Source organism: Acholeplasma granularum ATCC 19168 (genome assembly GCF_000526235.1).
GTDB classification, from domain to species: domain Bacteria; phylum Bacillota_I; class Bacilli_A; order Acholeplasmatales; family Acholeplasmataceae; genus Acholeplasma; species Acholeplasma granularum.
Window position 1 is genome coordinate 1 of sequence record NZ_JAFR01000014.1, and the last position, 20,340, is coordinate 20,340.

A 20,340-nucleotide genomic window follows, 5' to 3' on the forward strand; every position below is an offset into this window, starting at 1 on the left:
TCTTTGAAAAGTAGATAAATGATGTCTGAAAAGAAACAAGGTTAAGGAACAAAGGGCACACAGTGGATGCCTTGGCACCAAGAGGCGATGAAGGACGGAACTAACACCGAAATGCTCGGGGAAGCTGTAAGTAAGCGACGATTCCGAGATGTCCGAATGGGGGAACCCAGCATGTGGAAGACATGTTATCTAACACACGTGTTAGAGGCGATACGTGGGGAACTGAAATATCTAAGTACCCACAGGAAAAGAAAGTAATAACGATTCTGTAAGTAGCGACGAGCGAACGCGGAGGAGCCAGATACCTAAGGTTACAAAATTATATAATAGATGAACGATGTGGGAAAATCGGTCGAAGAAGGTGAGAACCCTGTAGTCGAAATTATATAATCCATGGTATCAGAAAGTAGGGCGGGACACGTGGAATCCCGTTTGAAGATAGGAGGACCATCTCCTAAGGCTAAATACTACTTGGTGACCGATAGTGAACCAGTACAGTGATGGAAAGGTGAAAAGAACCCCGGGAGGGGAGTGAAAGAGAACCTGAAACTGTGTGCTTACAATTAGTCAGAGCCCGTTAATGGGTGATGGCATGCCTTTTGTAGAATGAACCGGCGAGTTACGTTACATAGCAAGGTTAAGGATGAAGGTCCGGAGCCGAAGCGAAAGCGAGTCTGAATAGGGCGACTAAGTTGTGTGATGTAGACCCGAAACTGGGTGATCTAGCCATGAGCAGGTTGAAGTAAGGGTAGTACCTTATGGAGGACCGAACCGCCGCCTGTTGAAAAAGGCTCGGATGACTTGTGGCTAGGGGAGAAATTCCAATCGAACTCAGAGATAGCTGGTTCTCCCCGAAATATCTTTAGGGATAGCGTCAACGAAAAAGGTTTATCGAAGGTAGAGCACTGAATGTGTGATGGCCCCACCTCGGGGTACTGATCTCAATCAAACTACGAATGTCGGTAAAGTAAGTTGGCAGTCAGACTACGGGTGATAAGGTTCGTGGTCAAAAGGGAAAGAGCCCAGACCGCCAGATAAGGTCCCAAAATATATGCTAAGTGGAAAAGGAAGTAGAGATGCACAAACAGCCAGGAGGTTGGCTTAGAAGCAGCCATCCTTTAAAGAGTGCGTAAAAGCTCACTGGTCGAGTGACTCTGCGCCGAAAATGTACCGGGGCTAAGCATATTACCGAAGCTGCGGATTTAAAGTAAAGAATATTTTAAGTGGTAGGGGAGCGTTCCTAACAGCGGAGAAGCTAGATCGTGAGGACTAGTGGAGCGTTAGGAAGTGAGAATGCCGGTGTAAGTAACGAAAAGACAGGTGAGAATCCTGTCCGTCATAAACCCAAGGTTTCCAGGGGAAGGTTCGTCCGCCCTGGGTAAGTCGGGGCCTAAGGTGAGGCTGAAGAGCGTAGCCGATGGATAACTAGTAGAGATTCTAGTACCAGTGTAATGACTGATGGAGTGACAAAGAAGGATAGGCGTCCGCCCTAAATGGATTGGGTGAGAAGGCTTCGAGGCTAGTACTTAGGTAAATCCGGGTGCTATAAAGGCTGAGAACTGATATAAAGACGTACGAGTTCATGCTTTCAAGAAAAGCTTCTAGGGATAATCATTAAACTGCCCGTACCGTAAACCGACACAGGTGGGTGAGTAGAATATATTAAGACGCGCGAGAAAACTGTTGTTAAGGAACTCGGCAAATTGACCCCGTAACTTCGGGAAAAGGGGGACTCCTTATGAAAACGAGGAGTCGCAGAGAAAAGGCCCAAGCGACTGTTTAGCAAAAACACAGGTCTCTGCAAAACCGTAAGGTGAAGTATAGAGGCTGACGCTTGCCCGGTGCTGGAAGATTAAGAGGAGATGTCAGGGGCAACCCAAAGCATTGAATTGAAGTCCCAGTAAACGGCGGCCGTAACTATAACGGTCCTAAGGTAGCGAAATTCCTTGGCGGGTAAGTTCCGTCCTGCACGAAAAGCGTAACGATTTGGGCACTGTCTCAACAACAGACTCGGTGAAATCAAGCTGCCGGTGAAAACGCCGGCTACCCGCGATTAGACGAAAAGACCCCATGGAGCTTCACTGTAACTTGATATTGAAACTGGGTGTAAGATGTACAGGATAGGTGGGACGCGAAGAAGATAGTACGCTAGTATTGTCGGAGCGGACGTTGGGATACCACCCTTCGTGCACTTAGTTTCTAACTTCTAGATGTGTAATCTAAAGGACAGTGTCTGGTGGGCAGTTTGACTGGGGCGGTCGCCTCCCAAAGAGTAACGGAGGCGCTCGAAGGTTACCTCAGAATGGTTGGAAATCATTCTATAGAGTGCAATGGCAGAAGGTAGCTTGACTGCGAGACCAACAAGTCGAGCAGGGACGAAAGTCGGACATAGTGATCTTACGGTACCGAATGGAAGGGCCGTGACTCAACGGATAAAAGTTACCCTGGGGATAACAGGCTTATCGCTTCCAAGCGTTCACAGCGACGAAGCGGTTTGGCACCTCGATGTCGGCTCGTCGCATCCTGGAGCTGGAGTAGGTTCCAAGGGTTGGGCTGTTCGCCCATTAAAGCGGCACGCGAGCTGGGTTCAGAACGTCGTGAGACAGTTCGGTCTCTATCTATCGTGGGCGTTGGAAATTTGAAGGGAGCTGTTCCTAGTATGAGAAGACCGGAATGGACGCACCCCTGGTGCACCAGTTAGTACGCCAGTACTACAGCTGGGTAGCTATGTGCGGAAGGGATAAACGCTGAAAGCATCTAAGCGTGAAGCCCCCCTTAAGATGAGATTTCCCAATTAGTAAGACCCCTCAAAGACGATGAGGTTGATAGGCCAGGTGTGTAAGTACAGTGATGTATTTAGCTGACTGGTACTAATAGGTCGAGGACTTAACCTATCGTGATGATTCGCATCACATTCTTTTCAGAGAAAATCATTTATCTAGTTTTGAGAGTAATATGTCTGGTGACGATGGCAAGGTGGTTCCACCTGTTCCCATCCCGAACACAGAAGTTAAGCACCTTAGCGCCGACGATAGTTAATACAAATAGCGAAAATAGGACGTTGCCAGGCATTATTCTCAATTATATTTATCATTTATATGGAGGATTAGCTCAGTTGGGAGAGCACCTGCCTTACAAGCAGGGGGTCGGCGGTTCAAGCCCGTCATCCTCCACCATTAAATAAGCCGAAATAGCTCAATCGGTAGAGCAACTGATTTGTAATCAGTAGGTTGCGGGTTCAATTCCTGTTTTCGGCACCATGCGTGTCCCGTTAGCTCAGGTGGTAGAGCACTTGACTTTTAATCAAGGTGTCGATGGTTCGAGTCCATCACGGGACACCACTATTTTAATAAAACCACCTGCCCGGGTGGTGAAATCGGTAGACACGCAGGACTTAAAATCCTGTGGCATAACAGCCATGTCGGTTCAAGTCCGACCCCGGGCACCATACTTAATAAATTATAAACATGTTGGGGCTTTAGCTCAGCTGGGAGAGCGCCTGCCTTGCACGCAGGAGGTCAGCGGTTCGATCCCGCTAAGCTCCACCAGTTTAATCAAAAAAGTGCCTAACCAATATATGGCGGTGTAGCTCAGCTGGCTAGAGCGTGCGGTTCATACCCGCAAGGTCGAGGGTTCAAGTCCCCCCGCCGCTACCAGTAAGGGACCCGTAGCTCAGTTGGTTAGAGCTACCGGCTCATAACCGGTCGGTCGTTGGTTCGAGTCCAACCGGGTCCACCAGTTTTACTTATTTAATCAATCAAAGTGGAGGAATACCCAAGAGGCTGAAGGGATCGGTCTTGAAAACCGACAGGGTGTAAAAGCCGCGGGGGTTCAAATCCCTCTTCCTCCGCCACTACTTTTATGGTATAATAGATATAATATCGCGGGATAGAGCAGTCTGGTAGCTCGTCGGGCTCATAACCCGAAGGTCGATGGTTCAAATCCATCTCCCGCAACCAATTTTAAAATTTAATGGTCCGGTGGTGTAGGGGTTAACATGCCTGCCTGTCACGCAGGAGATCGCGGGTTCAAATCCCGTCCGGACCGCCATGTTGTGGCTCTGTAGCTCAGTCGGTAGAGCAGTGGCCTGAAGAGCCTCGTGTCGGCGGTTCGATTCCGCCTGGAGCCACCACTACAAGTAATTAAACAAGTCTATTATTAGACTTTTTTTATTTATATGGAAGTTTTTGGTAAGTTTAGAATATAGTTTTATAATTTGTTATAATAGAACTGTCAAATATCAATAAGAAGGATGATTATATGAAAATAGGATTTATTGGAACAGGAATTATGGGAAGTCCCATGGTTAAACATCTATCAGAAAAAGGATATGATGTCACAGTATATAACCGTACACAAGAAAAAGCAGAACAATTAAGCATGTATGCTAAAGTGGCTAAATCAATTGAGGAAGTTTCCTCTAATAAGGATGTTATTTTTATGATAGTAGGTTATCCTAAAGATGTTGAGCAAGTATCACTTGAAGTTTTTAAATATGCAAATAAGAACACAATTATCGTCGATATGACAACATCATCACCAGGATTAGCAAATCACTTATATGAAATGGCATTAACTAAAGAATTATCAATGTTGGATGCACCTGTTACTGGTGGAGAAGTAGGTGCTATTAATGGAACATTATCAACAATGGTTGGTGGAGATGAAACATCTTTTTTAAAAGTTAAACCACTCCTTGAAAGTTTTAGTTCAACACTTCTTTATATGGGTAAAGCAGGTAATGGACAACGCACAAAATTATCCAATCAGATTGCTATTGCAGGTGCACTTGCAGGTGTTGTAGAATCTTTATATTACGCTCAAACTTTAAACCTAGATCTTAACTTAGCACATCAAATTTTTATGGGTGGAAGTGCTTCTAGTAATCAAATGAAAACCAACGGATTAAAAATAATAAATAAAGATTATGAGCCAGGATTTTATATCAAACATTTTTTAAAAGACTTAAATTTAGCAATTGAATCTAGTATTAAACACTTAGAAGTTACAACAACTGTTAGAAATATGCTTGAAAAATTAGTAGAAAATAATCATGAAAACAAAGGTACACAGGCATTAATTCTTTATTATTTAGATAATTTGGTCATATAATTACTAAAAAATTACAATATTCAGAATAAATATAGGCAAATCATTTAATATATGTTAAAATACTATAGATATATTTTGAATATCAAAGTATTTTATGGGAGAATAAATAAATGAAGAAAATAGCTATTGCTACACTATCAACATCAGGTGCTGACTACCTACCTGAAAAAGCTCAAATGGAAGTTGTAAGATTAACTGTATTTTTTGATGGAAAAGAATATATTGACCATACAGAAATTAAATCAGAACAGTTTTATCAAATGATGTTGGATAATCCGAATGCAGATATACATACATCACAAGTTTCAACAGGTAAATTTCAAGAACTATATGAATCAATTAAATCAAAAGGCTACACAGATTTAATTATTATTTCAATTTCCTCTAAGTTAAGTGGTACATATCAAGGTGCAATCCTTGCTAAAGACTTAATAGATGGATTAAATGTAGAGGTAATAGACTCTAAAAGTGTTTCATTTGGTGAGTTTGTTCTTGCTAGAAAAGCACTTGAATTGGTCAAAGAAGGTAAAGATGTTCAAACAATTGTTGAAACATTAAATAACTTAAGAGAAAAAGTTCAAATATACGTTTTAGTAGATACACTTAAATATTTAGTAAAAAATGGTAGATTATCTGCAGCAGCAGGACTTATTGGTACACTACTAAAAATCAAGCCACTCCTTAAAATAATGGATGATGGTTCATTAAAGCCCTATGAGAAAATTAGAACTACAACAAAAGCTCAAAAACGCATAATAGAAATCATTTTAGAAGAAACAAAGAATAAAAACGTTGAATTCTATATTGCATACACAACTAATTTAGACAAAGCAAAACAATTAGAAGAGGAAATAAAAACAGAAAGACCTGATGCGAAAATCACACTTATGCCACTTACTCCAGTCGTTGGAGCACATGCAGGTCCAGGTACACTAGGATTAGGATATTTTGAAATTTAAGGAGGATTTAAATGGGCTCGGCTAAAGAAATAATTAATACACTACTTGTAGATGTATTTAACCATATTTTACGTATTGAAGAGCAAACACTAAAAGATAATGGTGTTAATTTATCTATGACTGAAGTGCATGTATTAGAGGCTATTAAAAACACAGAAGTACCTACAATGGGTGAGGTGGCTAAAAAGTTAAGAGTAACTCTAGGAACACTTACTACATCAATTAACATACTTGTTAGAAAGAAAATGGTATTTAGATACTCGGATGAAATTGATCGCCGAAAAGTCTATTTAAAATTAACTCCTGAAGCGGAAAATATTTTAATCATACATGAAAAATTTCATGATGATATGATTAGTTCTGTATTTAACGATTTAAATATAGATGATGATGAAGTGCTTATGAAATCACTTGAAAACATCATGTTATATTTCAAAGAAAAATATTAAACATTGTGTTAATAATCACAAATTAACTTTAAAAAACCTGTTGTATAGACAATTAATAAGAAAACCTTTGGGTTTTCTTATTTTTGTTTGCAACTTTCGGCTAAATTTTCTATAATCGTTCATAGTTTTTATAAACTCATATAAATACAGAAAAAGGGGATTTAACAAACATGAGAAAAACATATCCGTTTATGGAAATTGATTTGTCGGAACACATTTCAATTCAAAGAGCTAATCATAGTGTGGTTATCAATCATTATCAAACACTTATAGATAAAAAGTCTAATATACTCAAAACGCAGCATGAACAAGGCTTATTGCGTTTTGATAGTTTAATAGAGCTTAATTACTTGGTTGATATTATGTATCTTTCAATTAAAGACTTAATTGAAGCATTAGAGGTTTTTACAGATTTAGAAGAGATAATTGATGATGTATTAAGAAGAATTAAGGAAAATAAACAAGCATCAGATAAGATATTACTTTATATGTCAGATATACTCACACGATTATATAATCAAACTGCATTTAGTATAGTAATTAATAATCAACCAGTCATCTTAAAACTTAAAGGATTTCACACTAAAGATTTATTTGATTTACCTAAAGAAGTTAAATATCTTATAGTAGAAGAAAAATTAGATGGATTAGGTGTAGATATTTTAGATAGTCTATCCATAAAGTATCTAGTTACTAATAATGAATTTATTATAGGTAACCAATATAGTTTAGAACAGCTAGATTTAAATTCTAAATATTATAGTTTAGATATACAAAAAAATAAAATCGAAAGAAATACATTCAAGTTAGGTGCAAAAATTAATAACTTAGCAGATATTGAAAACTACCAGAATTTAAATATAGACTATATTATTGTACAAACAGAAAAATCATACATACTAACAGATGGTTTATTAGATACGAATAATCGTAAAGAGTTTTATACTAAACTTTATAAAACTTATCCAAACACTAAAATCATAATTACATTACCAAAGTTAAAATTACTAGAACTTTATTTTAGTCTCAATGAATCTTCATATTTGACACCAACAAGTATTTTAAATCATTCAACTATTTATGAACAAGAATTAGAACATGCCTTTAGTATCCAAAATGAAAATATTATAATTAGTTGTCCCAACCTATTAAACAATTCAGACTTTAAGTACATCAAATTAAGAATTCAACATCTATATAAAGAAAAATATGGAAAATTAATTGATGTTGGAATGAATGTAGATAACTTAGAAGTATTTCAACATCTTGAGGACTTTAATAAATTTGACCTCATTATGCTTGATACATATCAAACAGCAGATGCATTAAAAATTGATGACATTTTAGATAAAGAGCATCTTAAAGAATTAACTTATCTAAATTATGTAGTTAAAAGAAAAAAACGTGATACATACTTAATAGGTGAAGACATAAATGATCCTAAAGTGTTTAATGCGCTTGTTATTAAAGGCTTTAAACGCTTTACTGTTGACCATCGTTTGATTAATTACTATGATAAGATAATAGATCAATACAACAAAAAACGTAATAAATAAAAAATATGTAAAAATGATGGGTTTTTATACAAAAAACAAAACAAAGTTAGAAAAAGGGTTGCATTAAAAACTCTTTTTTTATATAATAATAAGGCTTGCGTACATACAAGTAAAGCGTTGATCTGGAAGGTTGTTGATACACGGATAGCCGTTGTCGGTGTGTCGAGTATTTTCAGGGAGTAAAGTCTATGCAAGGATTATAGGCGAAAGGAGAAATAAAATGGCAAAAGATATTATTAAAATCAGTTTAAAAGCATACGATCACAGATTAATTGATCAAGCTGCTAAGAAAATTGTTGAAAGTGTTGAAAAGACTGGGGTAGAAGTACAAGGTCCAATTCCACTACCAACAAAGAAAGAAATCTTTACAGTGTTAAGAAGTCCACATGTAAACAAAGACAGCCGTGAACAATTCGAAAGAAGAACACACAAAAGATTAATTCAAATCTTAGATCCAAACTCAAAAACAATCGATGCTTTAATGAGAATTGATTTACCATCAGGAATTGACATCGTTCTGAAAAAATAATTTAGATGTTAAAGGCTAGAAAATAAAAAGAAAGAGGAAAGACAATGGCCAAAGGAATCTTAGGTAAGAAAATTGGAATGACACAAATTTTCGATGAAAATGGTGTTTTAGTTCCAGTCACGGTTATTGATGTTGAAGGTAACGTAGTGTTACAACAAAAAACTGTTGAAACTGACGGATACGTAGCAACTCAAGTTGGATTTGAATCCAAACGTGAAAAATTAAGTAACAAGCCTGAATTAGGGCACGTGAAAAAAGCAAATACTGCACCTAAGCGCTTCGTTAAAGAAATTCGATTTGATGCGCTTAACAATGAACTATTAGCTTTAGAAGTAGGAAATGAAATTAAAGCTGATATTTTCCAAGCAGGAGAAGATGTAGACGTAACAGGTACATCAAAAGGTAAAGGTTTCCAAGGTGCTATCAAGCGCCACAATCAATCAAGAGGACCTATGACACACGGATCACGTTATCATAGAGGTGTTGGTTCACTTGGTGCAATTAAAGGTAACATGAAGGGTAAAAACTTACCTGGACAAATGGGTAATGAACAAGTAACAGTTCAAAACTTAAAAGTTGTTGCTGTGGATACTGAAAACAACCTGTTATTAGTTTCTGGTTCAGTACCAGGACCTAAAAAAGGATATGTAATTGTAAGAACTGCAATTAAGAAAGGTAACTAAGGAGAATAACTATGCCAACATTAAATTTATTCAATCAAGCTGGTGAAAAACTATCTGAAGTTGCTTTAAATGATGCAATCTTCGGAATTACACCAAATCAACAAGTAATCTATGACGTAGTTAATGCACAACGCGCTGCATTAAGACAAGGTACAGCTAAAACAAAAACACGTGCTGAAGTACGTGGTGGTGGTAAAAAACCATGGAGACAAAAAGGTACAGGTCGTGCACGTCAAGGTTCAATCCGTTCTCCACAATGGAGAGGCGGTGGGGTAGTTTTCGGACCAATCCCAAGAAGCTATGCTGTGAAAGTTAACCAAAAGGTAAAACAATTAGCATTAAGAAGTGCACTTTCACATCATGTATTAGAAAATAATTTAGTTTTAGTAGATAACATTACAGTTAACGAGCCTAAAACAAAGTTATTTATCGAAATCATCAAAAACTTAAAATTAGAACGTAATACACTTGTTCTAGTTACAAAAATTGAAAAGAACTTGTTATTAGCATCAAATAACTTACCTAACGCACTTGTTAAAGAAGTAAGTCAAACATCAGTTTATGAATTACTTAAATTTAACAACGTTGTGTTAACACAAGATGCACTTCAATACTACGAGGAGGTATTAGGATAATGGCTAAAGTCGTAGAAACAAAATATTATGAACTATTACGCGCTCCGATTATCACTGAGCAATCAATGAAATTAGTCGAAGAAAATAATAGATATACCTTCAAAGTTCCAAAAACTGCAAACAAAGTAGAAATCAAAAAAGCAGTTGAGGCAGTATTTGAAGTTAAAGTGATTCAGGTAAATACCATTACTGTGTTGCCAAAACGTAAAAAAGTTGGTAAATACGAAGGTTTAAAGCCAGGATACAAAAAAGCAATTGTCCAACTTGCTGAAGGACAAAAGATTGCTGCATTCGCAGTTTAATCAATAGTGAAAGATATAGGAGAATTAACTTATGGCAGTTAAAATTTATAAAAGAACGACCAATGGTCGTCGTAATATGAGTGTTCTTACTTTCGATGAAATTACAACATCTACTCCTGAAAAGTCACTGCTTGCGCCAATTTCAAAAACTGGTGGTCGTAACAACCAAGGAAAACTTACTGTTAGACACATCGGTGGTGGAGCAAAAAGAAAATATCGTATCATTGACTTTAAACGAGATAAAGATAATATTCCAGGAAAAGTAACATCAATCGAATATGATCCAAATAGAACAGCAAATATTGCATTAATTACTTACTTAGATGGTGAAAAAAGATATATCTTAGCACCTAAAGGTTTAGTAGTTGGAAACACAATTGTTTCCGGAGAAGGTGTAGACATCAAAGTTGGTAACGCATTACCAGTTATGACTATTCCAGTAGGTAGTGTTGTACATAACGTTGAGTTAAAACCTGGACGTGGTGGACAAATCGCTAGAAGTGCTGGTACTTCAGCTCAAATTTTAGGACGCGAAGAAAAATATGTATTAGTTCGTCTACAATCTGGTGAAGTTCGTCGTATCTTAGGAACATGTAAAGCAACAATTGGTGAAGTAGGTAACGAATCACACGAACTTGTTCGTATCGGTAAAGCTGGTAGAACACGTCACTTAGGTGTACGTCCAACTGTACGTGGATCAGTTATGAACCCGAATGATCACCCACACGGTGGTGGTGAAGGTAAACAACCAATCGGTAGAAAACAACAAATGACCCCATGGGGTAAAAAAGCTCGTGGTATTAAAACACGTGATACTAAAAAAGCGTCTTCAAGCATGATCGTAAGACGTAGAAACGGATAAGGAGGGTAATCATGGCACGTTCACTTAAAAAAGGACCTTTCGCTGATCAATCATTATTAGATAAGGTCGCAAAACAAGTTAAATCAAATGATAAAAAAGTAATCCAAACATGGAGCCGTCGTTCAACGATTTTCCCTGAATTTATTGGTTTTACGATCGCAGTATACAATGGTCGCGAACACGTACCTGTATACATCACAGAGGACATGGTTGGACATAAATTGGGCGAATTCGCTCCAACACGTACATTCCGTGGACACAAAAAAGAAGACAAGAAAGTAAAGAGATAGGAGAGATAACATGGAAGCTAAAGCAATTGGAAAAACCATTAGAATCGCTCCTAGAAAAGTTCGCCTTGTTGTCGACTTAATTCGTGGAAAAAACGTTAAAGAAGCAGAAGCTATTCTAATGTTTACACCACGTGGAGCATCACCTGTTATTGCTAAAGTTTTAAACTCAGCAGTAGCAAACGCAACACATAACCTAAATTTAAATGCAGATACACTATACGTTAAAGAAGTATATGCAAACGAATCCATTACAATGAAAAGAATGAGACCACGTGCAAAAGGTAGCGGTCATTTAATTAGAAAACGCACATCACACATCACAGTGGTTGTAGCAGAAAGGGAGTAATTAAAGCATGGGACAAAAAACAAATCCAAATGGTTTGAGACTAGGTATTATCCGTACTTGGGAATCTAAATGGTATGCTGATCAAAAAGATGTACCGGCACTTGTTAAAGAAGATGCTTTAATTAGAGAATTCCTAAACAAAGAATTTAACAAAGCGGGCGTATCACAAGTTGAAATCGAACGCGTTAAAGCTAAAAATAAAGAAAGAATCACAATTAAGTTATATGTTTCTAAACCTGGTATTGCATTAGGTAAAGAAGCAGCAACTAAAAACAAAGCAGTTTCTACTTTAGAATACTTAACTAAAAAAGAAGTCATCTTAAATATTATTGAAGTTAGACGTCCTGAAAAAGTCGCTATTCTAGTTGCACAAAGCATTGCTGAACAACTAGAAAACAGAGCATCTTTCAGACGTGTACAAAAAATGGCTATTCAACGTGCGCTTAAATCTGGTGCTAAAGGTGTTAGAACTTTAATCTCTGGACGTTTAGGTGGAGCTGAAATGGCTAGAAGCGAAGGCTACTCAGAAGGTCGCGTTCCACTTCATACATTAAGAGCAGACGTAGACTATGCAACAGCAGAAGCTAAAACAACTTATGGTATTTTAGGTATTAAAGTATGGATTTATCATGGTGAGGTATTACCAGGACAATCTATTCTAGACACAAGAAAACCATTTGAAGCTGGTCAACCAAGAAAAGGTCAAAAAAACCGTCGTCCTCGTACACCACGTGAAGGTGCTAACGCTGGAGCAGGTCAAAGACCACAAAGAAACAATAGAAATAACAAGGAGGACTAATTACAATGTTAATGCCAAAAAGAACAAAATACCGTCGTCCTCATCGTGTTTCCTATGAAGGAAAAGCGAAAGGTAGAAACGAAATTATTAATGGTGATTTTGCATTAGTGGCTAAAGAAGGTGCTTGGATTACAAACCGTCAAATCGAAGCGGCTCGTATCGCGATGACTCGTGAAATGAAACGTTTAGGTAAAGTTTGGATCAATATCTTCCCACACTTAGCAAAAACTAAAAAACCAATGGAAGTACGTATGGGTTCCGGTAAAGGAGCTCCAGATTCATGGGTTGCAGTCGTAAAAGAAGGCAAAATCATGTTCGAAATTAACGGTGTAAGTGATGTAATTGCAAGAGAAGCTCTTCGTAAAGCATCACACAAATTACCGATTAAAACTAAAATTGTCAAGAGAGGTGAAGAAGCGTGAAAGCAGCTGATATCAGAAATTTAGATTCAAAAGAAATCACTAACAAAATAGCTGAATTAAAAGCTGAATTATTCAATTTACGCTTTCAGCACGCTGTTGGTCAATTAGAAAATACAGCTCGTCTAAGAACTGTTAAAAAAACAATCGCTCAAATGAAAACAATCATTTCTGAGCGAGGCGAGTAAGAAAGGATATAACCATGCAAAACATAGCTAAAAGTAAAAAAACTTATACTGGAAAAGTTGTATCCGATAAAATGGATAAAACCATTACTGTAAAAGTTGAATCACATAGAGTTCACCGTATTTATGGAAAACCTGTAAAGGTTTCAAAGAAGTTCCATGCACATGATGAAAATAATGTTGCAAAAATTGGAGATACTGTAACCATTGCTGAATCTAGACCACTATCTAAAACTAAAAAATTCGTTTTAGTTAAAGTTGTTGAATCAGCGGTGATTGTTTAAGAAAGGACGAAGGACATATGCTACAGCAAGAATCAAGAATTACAATTGCTGACAATTCCGGAGCACGTGAAGTTCTAGTTATTAGAGTTTTAGGTGGTACGCGTCGTCGTTATGCAAACATTGGAGACATCGTTACAGTAACAGTTAAGAAAGCAACTCCAACTGGAACAGTTAAAAAAGGTGATGTAGTCCAAGCCGTAATTGTTAGAACTAAACATGGCATTAGAAGAGCTGATGGTTCAACCATTAAGTTCGATGATAATGCAGCAGTTATTATTAAAGATGATATGAATCCAAGAGGTACACGTATCTTTGGACCTGTCGCAAGAGAACTAAGAGAAAAGAACTTCATGAAGATCGTCTCACTTGCGCCAGAAGTGTTGTAAGGAGGAAGCCAATATGAATATTAAAACTGGAGATACAGTTGTAATTATTGCTGGTGGTGACCAATTTACAACTGATAAAAAAGGTATCAAGACTAGAAAAACTGGTCGTGTACTTAAAATTAATCACGCAAAAAACACAGCAATCGTTGAAGGTGTTAACATTGTTAAAAAACATCAAAGACCAACTTCTGCTAATGACAAAGGTGGTATCGTTGAGGTACCAGCACCAATCCATTTAAGTAATCTTGCAATCCAAGATCCAAAAACTGGTGAACCAACTCGTATTGGTCACCGTGTTGAAAATGGTGTAAAAGTTCGTTATGCTAAAAAGAGCGGACAAACTTTAGACAAGGTTCAAAAACCTGCTAAAGTTAAATCAACAAAAGAAGAAAGCGAAGTTAAAGTAGCAAAAACTGAAAAACCAGCAAAAGTTACTAAACAAGCTAAAGAAACAAAACAAGTAAAAGCTGTTAAATCTACTAAAGTTGAAAAAAATACAACGGTACAAAAGAAAGGAGCTAGTGGTAAATAATGAGATCACAATTTAAAGAACTATATAATACAACAATTGTTCAAAAACTAGTTTCTGAATTCAACTACCGTTCAGTTATGGAAGCTCCAAGATTAGAAAAGATTGTTGTAAACATGGGTGTGGGTGATGCAGTTTCAAACTCAAAACTACTTGACCAAGCAGTTGAAGAATTAACTTTACTAACTGGTCAAAAACCTGTAATTACTAAAGCTAAGAAATCTATTTCTAACTTTAAACTACGTGAAGGCCAAGCAATTGGTGCTAAAGTTACTTTAAGAGGTGACAGAATGTATTACTTCTTAGAAAAATTAGTATCTGTTGCATTACCTCGTGTAAGAGACTTCCGTGGTGTATCCGCTGATGCGTTTGATGGTCGCGGTAACTACACATTAGGTGTTAAAGAACAAATTATCTTCCCAGAAATCAATATTGACAAAGTTAATAAAGTACGTGGGATGGATATAATTATTGTAACAACGGCTCAAACCGATCAAGAAGCTAAAAGCTTACTTAATGCATTCGGTTTCCCGTTTAAGAAGTGAGGTGTAGATTATGGCAAAAAAATCAAAAATCGCAAAAGATAAAAAACAGCGTGAAATTGTAGCAATCTACGCTGAAAAAAGAAGAGCTCTAAAAGCTGCTGGAAACTATGAAGCTTTATCACAATTACCAAGAAAAGCTTCACCAGTTAGATTAAGAAATAGAGACTCATTAGATGGTAGACCAAGAGCGTATATGAGAAAATTTGGTATTTCTCGTATTACATTTAGAGAATTAGCACACAAAGGCGAAATACCTGGTGTTAAAAAAGCAAGCTGGTAAGGAGGAAGAAACATGGTTATGACTGATCCAATTGCGGACCTATTAACGCGTATCCGCAATGCTAATAAAGCGCGTCATCCTAAAGTTGACATTCCTGCTTCAAAACTTAAAGTAGAAATACTTAATGTTATGAAGCAAGAAGGATATATTAAAGACTTTGTAGTTTCTAAGGATAAATTCCCAAAAATTACAGTAACTTTAAAATATTCAGATAGTAATGAACGTGTCATCAAAGGATTGAAAAGGATATCGAAGCCAGGTCTTCGTGTCTATGCAAGCTTAGACAATTTACCCAGAGTATTAAATGGTTTAGGTGTTGCACTTATTTCAACATCAAAAGGAATTTTAACAGATCGTGAAGCACGCCAACAACAAATTGGTGGCGAAGTGCTTGCATATGTCTGGTAATTAAGGAGGAAAACATAAATGAGTCGTATAGGCAATAAAGTTATCGTTGTTCCTGCAGACGTTACCGTTGACATTAGTGAAACAAATTTCATTACTGTTAAAGGACCTAAAGGACAACTTGAAAAACAATTCAACGAAGTATTAAACTTCTCATTAGAAGGTTCTGAACTTAAAGTTTCAAGACCAAACAATGAAATGTTTACAAGAAAAATTCATGGTACATCACGTGCAATCTTATTTAATATGATTACAGGTGTAAGTACTGGATTTTCTAAAAAATTAGAAATCAAGGGGGTTGGGTATAGAGCTCAACTTCAAGGAAATACTTTAGTATTACAATTAGGATTCTCACACAATATTGAGTTAGAAATTCCACAAGGTATTACTTTAGATGTTCCAAAAAATACAGAAATCACTGTAAATGGTATTGATAAAGCTGTAGTAGGACAATTTGCTGCAGAAATTAGAGAATACAGAAAACCAGAACCTTATAAGGGTAAAGGTATTCGTTATGTTGACGAATATGTTGCTCGTAAGGCTGGTAAAACTGCGAAATAAGGAGTATAGAATATGATTAATAAAAAATCTTCTAATGAAACTAGACTAAAAAGACATTTAAGAATTAGAAAACATGTCATCGGTACTCCAGTACGTCCAAGATTGAATGTATTCCGTTCCAATACCGCGTTATATGTTCAAATTATAGATGATTCCGCACAACACACATTAACAAGTGCAAATACAAAAGCATTAAATCTAGGTGCAAACATCGATGGTGCAACTAAGCTTGGTACAGTTATTGCTGAACAAGCATTAAAGTTAGGCATCACAAAAGTTGTCTTTGACCGTGGTGGTTATTTATATCACGGACGCATTAAGGCATTAGCAGACGCAGCAAGAGCTGCTGGCTTAGAATTTTAGGAAAGGAGTCTATCATGGCACAAAATTTTACAGATCAAAGAGAAGAAGTAGTTTTCGAAGAACAAGTCGTAGCTATTAATCGTGTAACAAAAGTCGTTAAAGGTGGACGCCGTTTCCGTTTTGCAGCACTAGTTGTTGTTGGTAACAAACAAGGTACTGTTGGTTTTGGAACAGGTAAAGCAACTGAAGTTCCTGAAGCTATTAAAAAAGCAGTAGAAAACGCTAAGAAAAATTTAATTGAAGTACCACTAATTAAATCTACAATTCCTCATGGAGTTGTTGGTGAATTCGGTGGTGGTAAAATTGTAATTAAACCTGCAGCACCAGGTACCGGTATTATTGCTGGTGGTGCGGCTCGTATAATCTTTGACTTAGCTGGCGTACATGACGTATTATCTAAATCATTAGGTTCAAAAACTGCAATTAATGTTGTGCGTGCAACATTCAATGGATTAGAATCATTAAGAACACCAGAATCAGTTGCAAAACTACGTGGTATTGCACTAGAAAATTTGGTGTAAGCATATGATTAAAATTACATTAAACAAATCTTTAATTGGTAGACGTCCAAACCAAGTAAAAACTGCGCACGCACTCGGTTTAAGAAAAATTGGACAAAGTGTTACAAAAGTAGAAAATGATGCAATTAACGGAATGGTTAAAACAATTGGCCATTTAGTTATTGTTGAGAAAGAGTAAGGAGGAATAACCTATGATATTAAGCAACTTAAAACCAGTTCCAGGTGCTAGACATGCTAAGAAACGTTTAGGACGTGGACCAGGTAGTGGTACAGGTAAAACCTCTGGTAAAGGACACAAAGGACAACTCGCTCGTTCTGGTGGCGGTACTCGCCCTGGATTTGAAGGGGGACAAATCCCTTTCTTCCAACGTATTCCAAAACGTGGATTTAACAATCACACAAGAAAAGAATATGCTATCGTCAATACAAAAGAATTAAATGTATTCGAAGATGGAAGTGTCGTTACACCTGAATTACTATTACAGACAAAATTAATTACAAAGACATTATCAGGCGTTAAGATTTTAGCTGACGGTAAATTAGAAAAGAAATTAACTGTAAAAGCAAATAAATTCTCAAACAGTGCTATTGAAGCAATTACAGCAGCTGGTGGAACAACCGAGGTGATCTAAAATGTGGCAGCGCATAAAAAATGTATTAGCAAATAATTCAGTTATGGCTAAATTAGGCATAACCTTATTACTTATATTAATATTTAGAGTCGCAAGTTATATTCCGATTCCTCTGTTTAATGTCGATTTAATTTCTTCACAAGCAGGGTGGTCATCTGGATTCTTGGGCATTCTAAACAGCTATACAGGACAAGCATTGGCACGTTTTAGTGTGTTATCACTAGGGATTTCCCCATATATCACTGCATCTATTGCAGTTCAATTACTACAATCTGTAGTTCCACAAATGAAAGAGTGGCAAGAACAAGGCGACGTTGGTAAACAAAAAACACAACGTATGACTAAGTACTTAGCAATTGTATTAGCATTTGCACAAAGCTTACTCTTAATATTAGGTACCGGTGTTAGAGGATCACAAATTCAAGTTGGTGTAAGTGATTCATTCTTTACATACTTTTATATGGCTTTAGTTGTAACTGCAGGTTCTGCATTTACAATTTGGCTAGCTGATTTAATAACAGCTAAAGGTATTGGAAATGGCTCATCTATGCTTATTGCGGTTGGTGTATTAACATCAATTCCAATTATGATTACAACCTTATCAAATAAATATCTTGGTACAGGACAATGGCTTGATATAGTAACTTATGTATTTATCTTAGTGTTATATGTAGCAATTCTATTAGGAGTTGTTTACATGAATATTGCAAAAAGAAAAATACCTATAAACTACTCAAACCGTCAAGGTGGTAAAGCAAGAAGTGATTCAAATATCCCATTAAAGATTAACTCTGCAGGGGTATTACCAGTTATCTTCGCATCCACTTTATTATCAGTGCCACTTTCAATTATTGGTTTCTTAGGTGATACAGCAAATTCAGGAGTTGCATCTTGGATTAACGCAATATTTAACTATCAAGAACCATTAGGTTTTGTAATTTACTTAATTTTAATTATCGCATTTTCATTCTTCTATACTTTCATGGTTACAAACCCACATAAGATTGCAGATAACTTATCTAAATCTAATGCGTATGTTCCAGGTGTAAGACCAGGAGATGATACTAAAAATTATATTGCTAGAATACTATTTAAAGTGACAGTTATTGGTACAGTATACTTAGTTGTATTAGCTGCATTACCAATTGTTACAGCTTGGGTATTTGGTTTTGTTGGTGCAGAAGCATCAAGTATAACCTTAGGTGGTACCGGGCTATTAATTGTTGTTGGGGTTGCAGCAGATACAACACAACAATTAGAAGCGCAAGCAAATCAAGAGACATATCAAGGTTTATTCTAAAATGAAAACAAGGATGATTTTTCTAGGACCTCCGGGTGCTGGGAAAGGCTCTCAAGCAAAAATTTTAGCAAACAAGTTAAACATACCGCATATTTCTACAGGTGATATGTTTAGATACCACATCAAAAACAATACTAAATTAGGTATTGAAGCTAAAAAGTATACCGATCAGGGACAATTAGTTCCTGATGAGGTAACAAATGGAATGGTTAAAGAACGATTCAATGAAAGTGATGTTAAGGATGGATTTATCTTAGATGGTTATCCTAGAACACCTGAACAAGCATTATATTTAGAGTCTATGTTAAATGAACTCAAAATGCCTATTGATATTGTCTTAAACATTACAAGCGAAGATGAAGTGATTATCAGACGTATTACCGGTAGACGTACATGTCCAGTATGTGGTTCAATTTATCACATTGATAACTTCCCACCTAAAGTACCGAATATTTGTGATAAAGATGGTGCTACATTAGTTCAAAGAAAAGATGATAGCAAAGAAACCATCATGAAAAGACTTGAAGTCTACAATAAAGAAACATATCCTTTAATTGCGTACTATACACAAACTGGATTGTTAGTCGATGTTGATGGTAATCGCGACCTTGAAGTGATTACAAACGATGTATTAGAAATTCTGGAGCAAAAATGATTACAATTAAAAGTTCTAGAGAAATCGAACTCATGAGAACAGCTGGTGACATCTTAGCACGTACAAGAGAATATTTAATTCCCTTTATAAAGCCTGGTGTCACCACACATGAGCTTGATATTCTTGCAGAAAAATTCATATTAGAAAATGATGCAACACCATCTTTTAAGGATTACCAAGGATTTCCCGGATCCATTTGTGCGTCCGTGAATGAAGTTGTGATTCATGGTATTCCATCAAAAAAGAAGACATTGAAACAAGGTGATATTTTATCACTTGATCTAGGTGTTAATTATAAAGGCTATCATGCAGACTCTGCTTGGACTTTCCCAGTAGGAGAAGTTCCTTTAAGTGTTACTAAGCTACTTGAGGTTACAGAACAAGCACTATGGAATGGGTTATCAGTAATCAAACCAGGTGCAACTGTTAATGATATTAGTCATGCCGTTGAATCTACAATTAAACCTCATGGTTATGGAATTGTTGAAGAATTTACTGGTCATGGCATAGGTCGTAGTCTTCATGAGGAACCAGCTATACCAAATTATGGTGTTGAAAATAATAATGTCACTTTAAAAGAAGGTATGACATTTTGTGTGGAACCAATGGTTAATATTGGAACTAAACGTGTCAGAATCTTAAAAGATAATTGGACAACTGTTACACAAGACAAGTCCTATAGTGCACATTTTGAACATACTGTTGTAGTAACTAAAGATGGTTATGAAGTATTAACTAAAGTGAAGGAGTAAT

The 20,340-nt window shown here is 36.6% G+C and carries 27 protein-coding genes, 11 tRNA genes, 2 rRNA genes and 1 pseudogene; all 41 read left to right on the forward strand.

Annotated features, from left to right (window positions below; all coding sequences use genetic code 11):
* The first annotated feature begins 39 nt into the window (after nt 1–39).
* The 41 genes and pseudogenes from G324_RS0106460 (at nt 40) to map (ending at nt 20,339) form a co-directional block, all read left to right on the forward strand.
* Nucleotides 40–2,894 (forward strand): 23S ribosomal RNA (locus G324_RS0106460).
* A gap of 64 nt (nt 2,895–2,958) precedes the next feature.
* A 5S ribosomal RNA gene (rrf, locus tag G324_RS0106465) occupies nt 2,959–3,070 on the forward strand.
* 30 nt (nt 3,071–3,100) lie between these two features.
* Nucleotides 3,101–3,176 (forward strand) — tRNA-Val (locus G324_RS0106470).
* A gap of 8 nt (nt 3,177–3,184) precedes the next feature.
* Nucleotides 3,185–3,260 (forward strand) — tRNA-Thr (locus G324_RS0106475).
* A gap of 5 nt (nt 3,261–3,265) precedes the next feature.
* Nucleotides 3,266–3,341, forward strand: a tRNA-Lys gene (locus tag G324_RS0106480).
* A 20-nt stretch (nt 3,342–3,361) separates the two neighbouring features.
* Nucleotides 3,362–3,448, forward strand: a tRNA-Leu gene (locus tag G324_RS0106485).
* A gap of 24 nt (nt 3,449–3,472) precedes the next feature.
* Nucleotides 3,473–3,548: transfer RNA gene (locus G324_RS0106490), tRNA-Ala, on the forward strand.
* Nucleotides 3,549–3,579: 31 nt separating this feature from the next.
* Nucleotides 3,580–3,656, forward strand: a tRNA-Met gene (locus tag G324_RS0106495).
* Between the two features lie 5 nt (nt 3,657–3,661).
* Nucleotides 3,662–3,738 (forward strand) — tRNA-Ile (locus tag G324_RS0106500).
* Between the two features lie 26 nt (nt 3,739–3,764).
* A tRNA-Ser gene (locus tag G324_RS0106505) sits at nt 3,765–3,853 on the forward strand.
* A gap of 29 nt (nt 3,854–3,882) precedes the next feature.
* Nucleotides 3,883–3,959, forward strand: a tRNA-Met gene (locus G324_RS0106510).
* Between the two features lie 15 nt (nt 3,960–3,974).
* Nucleotides 3,975–4,050, forward strand: a tRNA-Asp gene (locus tag G324_RS0106515).
* Between the two features lie 6 nt (nt 4,051–4,056).
* Nucleotides 4,057–4,132, forward strand: a tRNA-Phe gene (locus G324_RS0106520).
* A gap of 128 nt (nt 4,133–4,260) precedes the next feature.
* Nucleotides 4,261–5,112, forward strand: coding sequence for an NAD(P)-dependent oxidoreductase (locus G324_RS0106525; protein ID WP_025725565.1), 852 nt, complete (start codon nt 4,261–4,263; stop codon nt 5,110–5,112).
* Between the two features lie 110 nt (nt 5,113–5,222).
* Nucleotides 5,223–6,071, forward strand: a complete 849-nt coding sequence (locus G324_RS0106530; RefSeq protein WP_025725566.1) for a DegV family protein — start codon at nt 5,223–5,225, stop codon at nt 6,069–6,071.
* Between the two features lie 11 nt (nt 6,072–6,082).
* Nucleotides 6,083–6,520 carry a MarR family winged helix-turn-helix transcriptional regulator gene (locus G324_RS0106535; RefSeq protein ID WP_025725567.1) on the forward strand — a complete coding sequence of 146 codons (438 nt, stop codon included), beginning with the start codon at nt 6,083–6,085 and terminating at the stop codon, nt 6,518–6,520.
* Between the two features lie 170 nt (nt 6,521–6,690).
* On the forward strand, nt 6,691–8,076 hold the full coding sequence (locus G324_RS0106540) for a hypothetical protein (RefSeq protein ID WP_025725568.1): 1,386 nt from the start codon (nt 6,691–6,693) through the stop codon (nt 8,074–8,076).
* 220 nt (nt 8,077–8,296) lie between these two features.
* A complete protein-coding gene (rpsJ, locus tag G324_RS0106545) occupies nt 8,297–8,605 on the forward strand; it encodes a 30S ribosomal protein S10 (RefSeq protein ID WP_025725569.1) in 309 nt (102 codons plus the stop codon).
* 44 nt (nt 8,606–8,649) lie between these two features.
* A complete protein-coding gene (rplC, locus tag G324_RS0106550; protein WP_025725570.1) occupies nt 8,650–9,288 on the forward strand; it encodes a 50S ribosomal protein L3 in 639 nt (212 codons plus the stop codon).
* Between the two features lie 11 nt (nt 9,289–9,299).
* Nucleotides 9,300–9,923 (forward strand): 50S ribosomal protein L4, encoded by a 624-nt coding sequence (gene rplD, locus G324_RS0106555; RefSeq protein WP_025725571.1) that lies wholly within the window; start codon nt 9,300–9,302, stop codon nt 9,921–9,923.
* A complete protein-coding gene (rplW, locus tag G324_RS0106560; protein ID WP_025725572.1) occupies nt 9,923–10,225 on the forward strand; it encodes a 50S ribosomal protein L23 in 303 nt (100 codons plus the stop codon). Before rplD ends, rplW begins: the two co-directional genes overlap by 1 nt.
* A gap of 31 nt (nt 10,226–10,256) precedes the next feature.
* Nucleotides 10,257–11,087, forward strand: coding sequence for a 50S ribosomal protein L2 (gene rplB, locus G324_RS0106565; protein ID WP_025725573.1), 831 nt, complete (start codon nt 10,257–10,259; stop codon nt 11,085–11,087).
* A gap of 11 nt (nt 11,088–11,098) precedes the next feature.
* Nucleotides 11,099–11,377, forward strand: a complete 279-nt coding sequence (rpsS, locus tag G324_RS0106570; RefSeq protein ID WP_025725574.1) for a 30S ribosomal protein S19 — start codon at nt 11,099–11,101, stop codon at nt 11,375–11,377.
* A 10-nt stretch (nt 11,378–11,387) separates the two neighbouring features.
* Nucleotides 11,388–11,723 (forward strand): 50S ribosomal protein L22, encoded by a 336-nt coding sequence (gene rplV, locus G324_RS0106575; RefSeq protein WP_025725575.1) that lies wholly within the window; start codon nt 11,388–11,390, stop codon nt 11,721–11,723.
* 7 nt (nt 11,724–11,730) lie between these two features.
* On the forward strand, nt 11,731–12,522 hold the full coding sequence (gene rpsC / locus G324_RS0106580) for a 30S ribosomal protein S3 (protein WP_025725576.1): 792 nt from the start codon (nt 11,731–11,733) through the stop codon (nt 12,520–12,522).
* 5 nt (nt 12,523–12,527) lie between these two features.
* A complete protein-coding gene (rplP, locus tag G324_RS0106585) occupies nt 12,528–12,944 on the forward strand; it encodes a 50S ribosomal protein L16 (RefSeq protein ID WP_162146969.1) in 417 nt (138 codons plus the stop codon).
* On the forward strand, nt 12,941–13,129 hold the full coding sequence (gene rpmC / locus G324_RS0106590) for a 50S ribosomal protein L29 (RefSeq protein ID WP_025725578.1): 189 nt from the start codon (nt 12,941–12,943) through the stop codon (nt 13,127–13,129). The genes rplP and rpmC overlap by 4 nt, the downstream gene beginning before the upstream one ends.
* A 14-nt stretch (nt 13,130–13,143) precedes the next feature.
* Nucleotides 13,144–13,410: a 30S ribosomal protein S17 gene (rpsQ, locus tag G324_RS0106595; protein ID WP_025725579.1), complete on the forward strand. Its 267-nt coding sequence runs from the start codon at nt 13,144–13,146 to the stop codon at nt 13,408–13,410.
* A 17-nt stretch (nt 13,411–13,427) separates the two neighbouring features.
* Nucleotides 13,428–13,796, forward strand: coding sequence for a 50S ribosomal protein L14 (gene rplN, locus G324_RS0106600; RefSeq protein ID WP_025725580.1), 369 nt, complete (start codon nt 13,428–13,430; stop codon nt 13,794–13,796).
* Between the two features lie 13 nt (nt 13,797–13,809).
* Nucleotides 13,810–14,148 (forward strand): annotated as a pseudogene (rplX, locus tag G324_RS08120) (50S ribosomal protein L24); the annotation flags it as partial.
* 179 nt (nt 14,149–14,327) lie between these two features.
* The gene (gene rplE / locus G324_RS0106610; protein WP_162146970.1) at nt 14,328–14,870 is read left to right on the forward strand and encodes a 50S ribosomal protein L5; all 543 of its coding nucleotides are present in this window, start codon (nt 14,328–14,330) and stop codon (nt 14,868–14,870) included.
* Nucleotides 14,871–14,880: 10 nt separating this feature from the next.
* Nucleotides 14,881–15,150, forward strand: coding sequence for a 30S ribosomal protein S14 (gene rpsN / locus G324_RS0106615; RefSeq protein ID WP_025725583.1), 270 nt, complete (start codon nt 14,881–14,883; stop codon nt 15,148–15,150).
* 12 nt (nt 15,151–15,162) lie between these two features.
* The gene (rpsH, locus tag G324_RS0106620; RefSeq protein ID WP_025725584.1) at nt 15,163–15,558 is read left to right on the forward strand and encodes a 30S ribosomal protein S8; all 396 of its coding nucleotides are present in this window, start codon (nt 15,163–15,165) and stop codon (nt 15,556–15,558) included.
* 18 nt (nt 15,559–15,576) lie between these two features.
* Nucleotides 15,577–16,116 (forward strand): 50S ribosomal protein L6, encoded by a 540-nt coding sequence (gene rplF / locus G324_RS0106625; protein WP_025725585.1) that lies wholly within the window; start codon nt 15,577–15,579, stop codon nt 16,114–16,116.
* A gap of 12 nt (nt 16,117–16,128) precedes the next feature.
* Nucleotides 16,129–16,479, forward strand: coding sequence for a 50S ribosomal protein L18 (gene rplR, locus G324_RS0106630; RefSeq protein ID WP_025725586.1), 351 nt, complete (start codon nt 16,129–16,131; stop codon nt 16,477–16,479).
* A 14-nt stretch (nt 16,480–16,493) separates the two neighbouring features.
* Nucleotides 16,494–17,000 carry a 30S ribosomal protein S5 gene (gene rpsE, locus G324_RS0106635; protein ID WP_025725587.1) on the forward strand — a complete coding sequence of 169 codons (507 nt, stop codon included), beginning with the start codon at nt 16,494–16,496 and terminating at the stop codon, nt 16,998–17,000.
* 4 nt (nt 17,001–17,004) lie between these two features.
* Complete coding sequence (gene rpmD, locus G324_RS0106640; RefSeq protein ID WP_025725588.1) at nt 17,005–17,178, forward strand: 50S ribosomal protein L30; 174 nt, start codon at nt 17,005–17,007, stop codon at nt 17,176–17,178.
* Nucleotides 17,179–17,191: 13 nt separating this feature from the next.
* Nucleotides 17,192–17,632, forward strand: coding sequence for a 50S ribosomal protein L15 (gene rplO, locus G324_RS0106645; protein WP_025725589.1), 441 nt, complete (start codon nt 17,192–17,194; stop codon nt 17,630–17,632).
* Nucleotide 17,633: 1 nt separating this feature from the next.
* Nucleotides 17,634–18,932 (forward strand): preprotein translocase subunit SecY, encoded by a 1,299-nt coding sequence (gene secY, locus G324_RS0106650; RefSeq protein WP_025725590.1) that lies wholly within the window; start codon nt 17,634–17,636, stop codon nt 18,930–18,932.
* Between the two features lies 1 nt (nt 18,933).
* On the forward strand, nt 18,934–19,587 hold the full coding sequence (locus G324_RS0106655) for an adenylate kinase (RefSeq protein WP_162146971.1): 654 nt from the start codon (nt 18,934–18,936) through the stop codon (nt 19,585–19,587).
* Nucleotides 19,584–20,339: a type I methionyl aminopeptidase gene (gene map, locus G324_RS0106660; protein ID WP_025725592.1), complete on the forward strand. Its 756-nt coding sequence runs from the start codon at nt 19,584–19,586 to the stop codon at nt 20,337–20,339. Before G324_RS0106655 ends, map begins: the two co-directional genes overlap by 4 nt.
* The last annotated feature ends 1 nt before the right edge of the window (nt 20,340 follow it).